The sequence below is a fragment of the Streptomyces sp. NPDC097981 genome (assembly GCF_040302565.1).
Classification (GTDB): Bacteria; Actinomycetota; Actinomycetes; order Streptomycetales; family Streptomycetaceae; genus Streptomyces.
This window is the reverse complement of the sequence record NZ_JBEORW010000017.1, coordinates 142,266-153,439: the sequence shown is the minus strand read 5'-3', so window position 1 is coordinate 153,439 and position 11,174 is coordinate 142,266. Positions and strand designations below refer to the sequence as shown.

The 11,174-nt window shown below is 70.5% G+C and carries 8 protein-coding genes and 1 tRNA gene; 7 read left to right on the top strand and 2 right to left on the bottom strand.

Annotation, left to right across the window (positions count from 1 at the left end; translation table 11 throughout):
* Window positions 1-143: 143 nt before the first annotated feature.
* Window positions 144-491 carry a hypothetical protein gene (locus tag ABTY04_RS18745; RefSeq protein ID WP_352214433.1) on the bottom strand — a complete coding sequence of 116 codons (348 nt, stop codon included), beginning with the start codon at window positions 489-491 and terminating at the stop codon, window positions 144-146.
* Between the two features lie 1,211 nt (window positions 492-1,702).
* Window positions 1,703-1,774: transfer RNA gene (locus tag ABTY04_RS18740), tRNA-Arg, on the bottom strand.
* A gap of 105 nt (window positions 1,775-1,879) precedes the next feature.
* Between ABTY04_RS18740 and ABTY04_RS18735 the strand changes: the two genes are divergently transcribed.
* From ABTY04_RS18735 to rho, 7 genes are all read left to right on the top strand, one after another.
* Window positions 1,880-2,350 (top strand): response regulator, encoded by a 471-nt coding sequence (locus ABTY04_RS18735; RefSeq protein ID WP_352214432.1) that lies wholly within the window; start codon window positions 1,880-1,882, stop codon window positions 2,348-2,350.
* A 68-nt stretch (window positions 2,351-2,418) separates the two neighbouring features.
* On the top strand, window positions 2,419-3,393 hold the full coding sequence (gene nrtL, locus ABTY04_RS18730) for an ArgS-related anticodon-binding protein NrtL (protein WP_352214431.1): 975 nt from the start codon (window positions 2,419-2,421) through the stop codon (window positions 3,391-3,393).
* A 19-nt stretch (window positions 3,394-3,412) separates the two neighbouring features.
* Window positions 3,413-4,804, top strand: a complete 1,392-nt coding sequence (gene lysA / locus ABTY04_RS18725) for a diaminopimelate decarboxylase (protein ID WP_352214430.1) — start codon at window positions 3,413-3,415, stop codon at window positions 4,802-4,804.
* A gap of 125 nt (window positions 4,805-4,929) precedes the next feature.
* A complete protein-coding gene (locus ABTY04_RS18720) occupies window positions 4,930-6,234 on the top strand; it encodes a homoserine dehydrogenase (RefSeq protein WP_352214429.1) in 1,305 nt (434 codons plus the stop codon).
* A gap of 6 nt (window positions 6,235-6,240) precedes the next feature.
* Window positions 6,241-7,311 carry a threonine synthase gene (gene thrC / locus ABTY04_RS18715; protein WP_352214428.1) on the top strand — a complete coding sequence of 357 codons (1,071 nt, stop codon included), beginning with the start codon at window positions 6,241-6,243 and terminating at the stop codon, window positions 7,309-7,311.
* A 341-nt stretch (window positions 7,312-7,652) separates the two neighbouring features.
* Window positions 7,653-8,579: a homoserine kinase gene (thrB, locus tag ABTY04_RS18710; RefSeq protein WP_352214427.1), complete on the top strand. Its 927-nt coding sequence runs from the start codon at window positions 7,653-7,655 to the stop codon at window positions 8,577-8,579.
* A 434-nt stretch (window positions 8,580-9,013) separates the two neighbouring features.
* Window positions 9,014-11,116, top strand: a complete 2,103-nt coding sequence (rho, locus tag ABTY04_RS18705) for a transcription termination factor Rho (protein ID WP_352214426.1) — start codon at window positions 9,014-9,016, stop codon at window positions 11,114-11,116.
* The last annotated feature ends 58 nt before the right edge of the window (window positions 11,117-11,174 follow it).

Sequence of the window (11,174 nt, the reverse complement as noted above, 5' to 3'; positions counted from 1 at the left end):
ACCGGGCTGCCGCGGAACTCCACGGAGACCGCCGCCTCGGGCACGATCTCGCCCGAGTTGCCGTGCCCCGCCGGGCCTTCGTGCGGGTGGCCGCCGACGGCGGGGTCTTCGCACACTTCCTGCGACCGGCTGTCTTGTGATCATTACCGCGGCACCACCTCGGGGGGGCTCTGGATGGTCGTCACAGGTCCGCCGATGGAGATGTCTGCCACGCCCTGGACCGTGGCTCCGGAAGCCACCGCAAAGAGTTCGTCGCCAGGGCAACGGCCGGTCTTCCCCGGGCTCACGGTCGCGGTCGGGCACTGCCCTGCGAATGAGGTACGCCCATTGATGACGACACGCTTGGACACGGCAACGCCGTGGGCGTAACCACTCGGATCGGTGTTCTGGTAAGCCACGCGGACGTAGCCGCGCGGCGTGGTGGCCGGCTTTGCGATGTCGACGGCGACGCAGACCACAGCGATCACGTAGCCGTTCGGTGCGCCGGTCACCTTGCTGCACCATTCCAGAACGTGCGCCGGAGCTGCGGACGGTGTCGCTGCGGAAGCGGCGGACGTGGGCACAACGGGGCTGACGATGAGGGCGATCGAGCCCAGCAGGACAGGGAGTTTCCCAGGCACAAGGATCACTCTCCGCTAAATGTCGGGCTGATGATCATTTGATGTCCTGATTCCTTGGCGGCATTGGAGTACCAGTAGAACTGCCCAATCCCTGTTGCGGGGTAAGTGTTGTGCGTCTTTTTGGCACATGTGAAACTCTCTCCGGGTTCCACCTTTCTCTTGTTGCAAATGCCCAATTCTCTCCCGGGGGTCCTGATGAGCACGGCGGTCCGCGCATGGAGAACGGTTTGGCTGAGGTTTGTAATGGATCCGGCAACGACGAAGATGCCGTAGCCGACGCTGGCCTCCTCCTCGCCGATACAGACGGCGGCAACCGCATGGTTGCCGCGGCCGACGGGTCTGTTGTCGCTGCACAGTATGGGCGTATCCGAGGTCAGGCCTTGTATCGCAGGGCCTGCAGCGCAGCCTGGACAGCAGGAGATCGAGGCGATTCGGTGTCGGCCGAGGCGTGCGGTGCAGTCAGGCTGAAGGTGGCCACCATTGCAGCGGCAAGGGCCGCTGCGGCCTTGAGGAGTCGGGTCGGTGGCACGGTTGGCCCACCTTCTTCCGGTGAATTGGAATCCGATTTGGCGTCACCATGCCGATAATTCGTCCGGCTGGCCGGCCGCGCGACTGCCAGGCCGCCATCATGGTGGTTGACCGGGCCTGCGGCTCGCCGTTTGCGGCTCAGATCGCAGAGGCTTGCGGCATTGGCCGTACGTTGAAAGTCTCTCACCGCCGTCGATGTGCGGCAAAAGCAGGGGCAAAAGCAGGCCGGCGGCGCTCCGGCGACCCCGCGGCTGTACCGACGGCAGTGGTCGGAGAATCCAGTGCAGCCGACCTCCGGCAGCAGGACCGACAGCTCGTCGGGCTCGTGCCACTCGCAGTCGAGCGCCGGCGCACTGGAGGTGCACGTTGACTGTCTCGGCGGAGCGCCGTTGCGGGCCGGTTCGTCGGCGTCCGCCGCGGCTCCCGCCCGCGCGGGGCTCACGCGTGGACAGCCGCCGACAACGAAGAAGCCCTGGACTCGGTCATTCCGAGTCCAGGGCTTCTTCCTTGGCACTTGCGCCGGTCAGCGGTTGTTCTCGCTGGTCCCTGCGAAGTGCCCCCGGCAGGATTCGAACCTGCGCACACGGCTCCGGAGGCCGTTGCTCTATCCCCTGAGCTACGGGGGCATGTCGTTCGCGTTGCGGCGACGGGTTGAACACTACCAGCTTCCGCGGGGTGATCAGAAACGGTTTCCGGGGGAGAGCGGGGTGGGTCCCTCGGAGGGGGTGGAAGTGGCAAAAACCCGGACGCGGGGGCTTAGGGCGACCTACTCTCGAGTTGTGCCAGGCGCCTCGGGCCGGGTTCTTGTTGTCGACGACAACAAGGTCATCCGGCAGCTGATCAAGGTCAATCTCGAGCTGGAGGGCTTCGAGGTAGTGACCGCGAACGATGGTGCCGAGTGTCTGGACGTCGTGCATCGCGTGTGCCCGGACGTGATCACTCTTGATGTGGTCATGCCCCGGCTGGACGGGTTCGGCACGGCCGCGCAGCTGCGCGCCGATCCGCGGACGCGGCACGTGCCCGTCGCCATCGTGAGCGCCTGTACGCAACACGAGGTGGAGGTCGGGATCGAGGCCGGGGTGGACGCGTTCCTCGCCAAGCCCTTCGAGCCCGCCGAGCTCGTGCGCGTCGTACGCCTGCTCGTCGAGCGCAAGGACCGGCGGGAGCGGAAGGGCGCGCCGGCCGGGCGGGGCAGAGGGTAGCGGCCGTCACCTGTTCACATGGCGAAACCGTTCGCGGGATGGGAGGGCTTCTCCCCTAGGCTGGTCCCGTGACCCCCGCCGACCTCTCCCGTACCGTCGTGCGCGCCGTGCGCTGCGCCGTCGAGGACGGGGAGCTGCCCGCCAAGGCGGGTGTGCCCGAGCGGGTCGTCGTCGAGCGGACCCGGCCCGGAGGGGTGGGGGACTACGCCAGTCCCGTCGCCTTCCAACTCGCCAAGGCGGCCGGACGGTCCCCCTCCGAGGTCGCCCGGGTGATCGCCGGGGGCCTGGCCGCGGAGCCCGGGATCGAGCGCGTCGAAATCACCGGCGCCGGGTTCCTGAACTTCACCCTCGCCCCCCGCGGCGCCGCCGGGCTCGTCCGCGAGGTGCTGCTGCGCGGCCCGCGCTACGGGTACACCGACGACGCTGTCGAAGCCGAGCCCTTCTGCTGGGCCCCCACCGCCGGACTCCGGCAGCGCGCCGTCCACGAGGCCGTCGTCCGCATCCTGCGCAGCCAGGGACGAGAGGACGGCGGTGACCCGCCCGGCGTCGCCCCCGTCGCGCGCCGCGACGGGGACGTGGTCGCCGCCTACGGGCGGGACGCCGCCACCTGGGCCGCCCTGGCCGTTCCGGCCCGCGAGACCCCCCAGTTCGGGGCCGGGCTGCTCGTCCAGGACGAGTCCAGCGAGTTCTTCCGGGTGTGCTACGCCCACGCGCGCAGCCGGGCGCTGGTGCGCAACGCCGCCCGGCTCGGGTTCCGCAGCGAGCCCGGTGAGGTCCCGGATGGTGCCGGGCTCGCACGTGTTCTCGGCGACTACCCCCTTGTACTCGAAGCCGCCGCGCACCGGCAGGCCCCGGAGCAGATCGTCCGGTTCCTCGTCCGCGCCGCCGACGAACTGCTCGATTTCCAGCACTGCGTCCTGCCCAAGGGGGACGAGAAACCCTCGGCCGCCCACCGCGCCCGGCTGGCTCTCGCCGAAGCCGCCGGGACGGTGCTGGCCGGCGGCCTTGCCCTTCTCGGCATAGACGCACCTGACTGCCTGTGATCTGCGAAGAGAGATACCGATGAGCCGTTCCGCGCACCCCGCCGGACCCCGCCACGCCGATGTCCTGCCCGAGGGGCACTACTCCCCGCCGCCAGCCGACCTCAACGCGCTCGACGAGAAGGTCTGGGCGCGGACCGTGAGCCGGGACGGCAACGGTGTGGTGAGCGTGGGCGGGGTGGACGTCGCGCAGCTCGCCCGCGAGTTCGGGACGCCGGCCTACTTCCTCGACGAGGAGGACTTCCGGGCCCGGTGCCGCGCCTGGGCGCACGCCTTCGGGCCGGACGCCGACGTGTTCTACGCCGGCAAGGCGTTCCTCTCCAAGGCCGTCGTGAAGTGGCTCAAGGAGGAAGGGCTCAACCTCGACGTGTGCTCCGGCGGCGAGCTCGCCACCGCCCTCGCCGCGGAGATGCCCGCCGAGCGGATCGCCTTCCACGGCAACAACAAGTCCGTCGCCGAGATCACCCGTGCCATCGAGGCCGGCGTCGGACGGATCGTGCTCGACTCCTTCCAGGAGATCGCCCGCGTTGCGCACATCGCCCGTGAGCTGGGCGTACGCCAGCCCGTCCAGATCCGCGTGACGGTCGGCGTCGAGGCGCACACGCACGAGTTCATCGCGACCGCGCACGAGGACCAGAAGTTCGGCATCGCAGTCGCCGACGGTTCCGCCGCCGAAGCCGTCCGGCGCGCGCTCGGGCACGACAGCCTGGAGCTGCTCGGCGTCCACTCCCACATCGGGTCGCAGATCTTCGACATGGCCGGCTTCGAGGTGTCCGCCAAGCGGGTCGTGCAGCTGCTGACCGCAGTCCGCGACGAGCACGGAGTGGAACTGCCCGAGATCGACCTCGGCGGTGGGCTCGGCATCGCGTACACGTCCTCCGACGACCCGCGCGAGCCGCACGAGATCGCCAAGGCCCTGCACGAGATCGTCGCCCGCGAATGCGAGTCCGCCGGGCTGCGCGCCCCGCGCATCTCCGTCGAGCCCGGCCGCGCCATCGTCGGGCCCACCGCCTTCACGCTCTACGAGGTCGGCACGATCAAGCCGCTCGAAGGGCTGCGCACCTACGTCTCCGTCGACGGCGGCATGTCCGACAACATCCGCACCGCCCTCTACGACGCCGAATACGCGGTCACCCTCGTCTCCCGCGTCTCCGACGCCGAGCCCATGCTCGTCCGCGTCGTCGGCAAGCACTGCGAGAGTGGTGACATCGTGGTGAAGGACGCCTTCCTGCCGGCCGACCTGGCCCCGGGAGACCTCCTCGCCGTACCCGCCACCGGGGCGTACTGCCGCTCCATGGCCAGCAACTACAACCACGCGCTGCGCCCGCCCGTCGTCGCCGTGCGCGACGGACAGGCCCGAGTGATCGTCCGGCGCGAGACGGAGGAAGATCTCCTGCGTCTCGACCTCGGATAATGAAATCGACGTCTCACTCAATGGACCGAGGATGGAAACTGCTGTCCATTGAGTGAGACTGGTTCAGACCTGGCGCGCAAAACCGCACGCCGGGTGGTGCTGGAAGATCGAAAGGCGTAGGTCGAATGATGCGTACGCGTCCGCTGAAGGTGGCGCTGCTGGGCTGTGGAGTGGTCGGCTCAGAGGTGGCGCGCATCATGACGACGCACGCCGACGATCTGACGGCCAGGATCGGCGCGCCCGTCGAGCTCGCCGGCGTGGCCGTGCGCCGTCCCTCCAAGGTGCGCGAGGGCATCGACCCGGCCCTCGTCACCACCGATGCGACCGCCCTGCTCAAACGGGGTGACATCGACGTCGCCATCGAGGTCATCGGCGGCATCGAGCCGGCCCGCACCCTCATCACCACCGCCTTCGAGCACGGCATCTCCGTCGTCTCGGCGAACAAGGCGCTGCTCGCCCAGGACGGCGCCGCCCTGCACGCCGCCGCGGAGCAGCACGGGCTCGACCTGTACTACGAGGCCGCCGTCGCCGGCGCTATCCCGCTGGTCCGCCCGATGCGCGAGTCCCTCGCCGGCGACAAGATCAACCGGGTGATGGGCATCGTCAACGGCACGACGAACTTCATCCTCGACAAGATGGACTCCACCGGCGCCGGGTACCAGGAGGCGCTCGACGAGGCCACCGCCCTCGGGTACGCCGAGGCCGACCCGACCGCCGACGTCGAGGGCTACGACGCCGCCGCCAAGGCCGCGATCCTGGCCGGAATCGCCTTCCACACCCGCGTCCGCCTCGACGACGTCTACCGCGAGGGCATGACCGAGGTCAGCGCCGCGGACTTCGCCTCCGCCAAGCGGATGGGCTGCACCATCAAGCTCCTCGCGATCCTGGAGCGGGCCGCCGACGGGGAGTCCGTCACCGCCCGCGTGCACCCGGCGATGATCCCGCTCAGCCACCCGCTCGCCTCCGTCCGCGAGGCGTACAACGCCGTCTTCGTCGAGGCGGAGGCCGCCGGGCGGCTCATGTTCTACGGGCCCGGCGCGGGCGGTTCACCGACCGCCTCGGCGGTCCTGGGCGACCTCGTCGCCGTCTGCCGCAACAAGCTCGCCGAGGCAACGGGGCCCGGCGAGTCGGCGTACACCCAGCTGCCGGTCAGCCCCATGGGGGATGTCGTCACCCGCTACCACATCAGCCTCGATGTGGCGGACAAGCCGGGCGTCCTCGCCCAGGTGGCGACCACCTTCGCGGAGCACGGCGTGTCGATCGACACCGTACGGCAGCAAGGACATCAGGACGGGGCCGGCAATGGGGCCTCCCTCGTCGTCGTCACCCACCGCGCACCCGACGCCGCCCTCTCCGGGACCGTCGAGGCGCTGCGGAAGCTGGACACCGTGCGCGGTGTCGCCAGCATCATGCGTGTTGAAGGGGAGTAAGGACCCATGAGCAGCAATCGCACCCACCAGTGGCGCGGCATCATCGAGGAGTACCGGGACCGACTGCCGGTGACGGATGCCACTCCCGTGGTCACGCTCCGCGAGGGCGGCACTCCCCTCGTCCCCGCGCAGGTGCTCTCCGAGCGCACCGGCTGCGAGGTGCACCTCAAGGTCGAGGGCGCGAACCCCACCGGGTCCTTCAAGGACCGCGGCATGACGATGGCGATCAGCAAGGCCAAGGAGGAGGGCGCCCAGGCGGTCATCTGCGCCTCTACGGGCAACACCTCGGCCTCCGCCGCCGCGTACGCGGTGCGCGCCGGGATGGTCTCGGCCGTCCTCGTGCCCCGCGGCAAGATCGCGCTCGGCAAGATGGGCCAGGCCCTCGTGCACGGCGCCAAGATCCTGCAGGTGGACGGCAACTTCGACGACTGCCTGGACCTGGCCCGCGCGCTGTCCGACAACTACCCGGTGGCGCTGGTCAATTCCGTCAACCCGGTGCGCATCGAGGGCCAGAAGACCGCCGCGTTCGAGATCGTCGACGCGCTCGGCGACGCCCCCGACATCCACGTGCTGCCGGTCGGCAACGCGGGCAACATCACCGCGTACTGGAAGGGCTTCAAGGAGTACAAGGCCGACGGCCTGGCCTCCCGTACGCCCCGCGTGTGGGGTTTCCAGGCCTCCGGCTCCGCGCCCATCGTGCGCGGTGAGGTCGTCAAGGAGCCGCACACCATCGCCACCGCGATCCGCATCGGCAACCCGGCCTCGTGGGACTATGCGCTCGCTGCGCGCGACGAGTCGGGCGGCTTCATCGACGAGGTGACGGACCGCCAGATCCTGGCCGCCTACCGCCTGTTGGCCGCGCAGGAGGGCGTCTTCGTCGAGCCCGCCTCGGCCGCATCCGTGGCCGGCCTGCTCAAGGCCGCCGAGCTGGGCCTGGTCGACCCCGGCCAGAAGATCGTATGCACCGTCACTGGAAACGGGCTCAAGGACCCCGACTGGGCGGTCGCCGGCGCTCCGCAGCCGGTCACCGTCCCGGTGGACGCGGAGGCCGCGGCCGTCCGCCTCGGCCTGGTCTGACCCGGGTCTGACCCTGGTCAGACCCGGGGCCGGTCCGATCGCAGCACCCCGGGTTGCCGGATTCCGCGAAGCCCGCGGAATCCGGCAACTCGGGTCGTACGACGCAAAAGTCAACAGTATTCAGCGGAATCCACCGGAAGACACCGACACGCATCGTGCGCCTCCTGTGCGCCCTATGTCGCGAGAGAACCTTCCTTCGATACGCTGTACTTACATCCGCCACCGCGCATATGACCGTGGTGCTGCCCAGAGGGCCTTCGGGTGTCGTACGTTCTCCAGTACATTCGCAGCGAGCCAGCGAAGATCTCGTCTCGCACAGTCACAAGGAGTGTCATCGGACGATGGCCGGTCCAGCATTCCGCGCCGCCGCCGTACGGGTGCGCGTCCCCGCCAGCAGTGCCAACCTCGGCCCGGGCTTCGACGCCTTCGGCCTGGCCCTGGGGCTCTACGACGACGTGGTCGTCCGGGTGGCCGACTCCGGCCTGAACATCGACATCGCGGGCGAGGGTGCCGACACCCTCCCGCGGGACGAGACCCACCTGCTCGTACGCTCCATGCGCACTGCCTTCGACCTGATGGGCGGGCAGCCGCGCGGCCTCGAAGTCGTCTGCGCCAACCGCATCCCGCACGGCCGCGGCCTCGGGTCCTCCTCCGCCGCCATCTGCGCCGGCATCGTCGCCGCCCGCGCCGTGACCATAGGCGGAGAGGGCAGGCTCGACGACACGGCCCTGCTCGAACTGGCCACCGAGATCGAGGGCCACCCCGACAACGTCGCCGCCTGTCTCCTCGGCGGCTTCACCCTCGCCTGGATGGACGGCGGCAGCGCCAAGGCGATCCGCATGGAGCCCGCCGAATCCATCGTTCCGGTGGTGTTCGTCCCGTCCAAGCCGGTCCTGACGGAGACCGCGCGCGGCCTGCTGCCGCGCAACGTCCCGCACGTGGACGCGGCCGTCAACGCAGGCCGTGCGGCCCTGCTCGTCGAAGCCCTGACCAGGCGTCCCGAGTTGCTGCTGCCGGCCACCGAAGACCGGCTCCACCAGGAGTACCGGTCCCCGGCGATGCCCGCGAGCGTGGCACTCGTCAACCGACTGCGGGCGGACGGCATCCCCGCGGTCATCTCCGGCGCGGGCCCCACGGTTCTCGCGCTGGTCGACAACGGCGCGGCCGACAAGGTCGCGCAGCTCGCGGGCGAGGGGTGGGCCGCGAACCGGCTCGCCCTCGATGCCGCGGGCGCGAGCGTCCTTCCGCTGGGCACCCAGGGCGGCTAGGCCGTAAGGGCATAACCGCCAGGGGCGGGCGGCCGGGGCAGGCCGCCCGCGCGGAAGGCGCGATTGCCGGTGATTGAGAGGGGGAATATCTGTTGGATCCGGTAGTGTTAGTCTCAAGTGCGCAGCCGAAGCCGCCATGGCTTGGCGCTCAGTGTCCCCATCCGGGACCACTTTTCTTCCGGGAGCCTCCCCGACTGCTTTGATCGCTGCCAGCAGTTTCGAGCACGCTCCGGAATCGGCGTGACATTCCCACGCTTCCAGCTCGGGGGCTTCTCGCCGGAACCACCCATGCACGTTTCTTTCCGCCGTATCTCTACCGGCGGACCACCGCCCCGGCTGCGGTCCACGTCCCATCAGGCCATGGACTGCTGTCGGACAGCACAACCGGTCGCCGAGCCAGACAGGCCGACGTCCGCTCCAGGGAAGGACCCTTCGTGAGCGACACCACCGATCTGATGGGCGCTGCCGACACCAATGTCGACACCAGTGCCCCCGCCGCGGCAGCCGCGCCCAAGCGCCGCCGCTCCGGTACCGGCCTCGACGGCATGGTCCTGGCCGAGCTGCAGCAGGTCGCGTCGGGCCTCGGGATCAGGGGCACCGCGCGGATGCGCAAGAGCCAGCTGATCGAGGTCATCAAGGAGGCGCAGGCGGGCAGCAGTGCCCCCAAGGCCGCGGCCCCCGCCGCCGAGGCCGCCGAGGCCAAGCCGAAGCGCCGCGCCACCAGCAAGGCCCGCACGGGCGAGGCCGCCGCCGAGGCGCCCGCCGAGAAGCCTGCCGCGCAGGCGCAGATCGAGATCCCGGGCCAGCCGGCAGGGGGCCCCTCCCGCGCGAGCGAAGCCGAGCGTGGGGGAGAGGACGCCCCGGCCGGCGAGCGCCGCCGCCGTCGGGCCACGGCCCCCTCCGGCAGCCCGGAGACCGCGGCCCCCGCCGCCGTCGTGGTCGAGGCGAAGGCCGAGACCGCCACCGCCGCCCCGGCCGAGACCAGGGCCGAGGCCGCCACCGCCGTCTCCGCACCCGCCCAGGAGGGCGAGGGCCGCGGCCGCCGCGACCGCCGCGACCGTGCCGAGCGCGGCGACCGCCAGCGCGACCGCCGCGACCGTGGCGCCAAGGCCGACGACCAGGGCCAGGGTGGCCAGGGCCAGGGCCAGGGCCAGGGCCAGGGCGGCCAGGGTCAGGGCGGCGGCCGTCAGGACCGCCAGCAGCAGGGCGGCCGTCAGGACCGCCAGCAGCAGGGCCAGCAGGGCCGCCAGGACCGCCAGGGCCCCCAGGACCACGGCCCCCAGGACGACTTCGACGACGAGGGCGGCCGTCGCGGCCGTCGCGGCCGCTACCGCGACCGCCGTGGCCGTCGCGGCCGCGACGAGTTCGCGCCGAACGAGCCGCAGGTCGCCGACGACGACGTCCTGATCCCCGTCGCGGGCATCCTGGACATCCTCGACAACTACGCGTTCATCCGGACCTCGGGCTACCTGCCCGGCCCCAACGACGTGTACGTCTCCCTCGCCCAGGTCCGCAAGGCCGGCCTGCGCAAGGGCGACCACACCACCGGTGCCGTGCGCCAGCCCAAGGACGGCGAGCGCCGCGAGAAGTTCAACGCCCTCGTGCGCCTGGACTCCGTCAACGGCATGGCGCCCGAATCCGGCCGCGGCCGACCGGAGTTCCAGAAGCTGACCCCGCTCTACCCGCAGGACCGGCTCCGCCTGGAGACCGACCCGGGCGTGCTGACGACCCGCATCATCGACCTCGTGTCGCCGATCGGCAAGGGCCAGCGAGGCCTGATCGTGGCCCCGCCGAAGACCGGCAAGACCATGATCATGCAGGCGATCGCCAACGCGATCACCACCAACAACCCCGAGTGCCACCTGATGGTCGTCCTGGTCGACGAGCGTCCGGAAGAGGTCACCGACATGCAGCGGTCGGTCAAGGGCGAGGTCATCTCCTCGACCTTCGACCGCCCGGCCGAGGACCACACCACCGTCGCCGAGCTGGCCATCGAGCGCGCCAAGCGCCTCGTGGAGCTGGGTCACGACGTGGTCGTCCTGCTGGACTCCATCACCCGTCTGGGCCGGGCGTACAACCTCGCGGCGCCCGCCTCCGGCCGCATCCTGTCCGGTGGTGTCGACTCGACCGCGCTGTACCCGCCGAAGCGCTTCTTCGGTGCCGCGCGCAACATCGAGGACGGCGGCTCGCTGACCATCCTGGCCACCGCGCTGGTCGACACCGGTTCGCGCATGGACGAGGTGATTTTCGAGGAGTTCAAGGGCACCGGCAACATGGAGCTCAAGCTCGACCGCAAGCTCGCCGACAAGCGCATCTTCCCGGCCGTCGACGTCGACCCGTCGGGCACCCGCAAGGAGGAGATCCTCCTCAACAGCGAGGAGCTCGCCATCGTCTGGAAGCTGCGCCGGGTGCTGCACGCGCTCGACTCGCAGCAGGCCATCGAGCTGCTGCTCGACAAGATGAAGCAGACGAAGTCGAACGCCGAGTTCCTGATGCAGATCGCCAAGACGACCCCGTCGGGCAAGAACGACGACTGACGTCGCCGCACGGCATCACCGAGACCGCCCCCACCGCGCCCGCGGTGGGGGCGGTCCC

Coding starts and splice junctions, on each gene's coding strand:
- lysA (WP_352214430.1), top strand. CDS start 3,413: ATGAGCCGTTCCGCGCACCCCGCCGGACCCCGCCACGCCGATGTCCTG.
- thrB (WP_352214427.1), top strand. CDS start 7,653: ATGGCCGGTCCAGCATTCCGCGCCGCCGCCGTACGGGTGCGCGTCCCC.
- thrC (WP_352214428.1), top strand. CDS start 6,241: ATGAGCAGCAATCGCACCCACCAGTGGCGCGGCATCATCGAGGAGTAC.
- ABTY04_RS18720 (WP_352214429.1), top strand. CDS start 4,930: ATGATGCGTACGCGTCCGCTGAAGGTGGCGCTGCTGGGCTGTGGAGTG.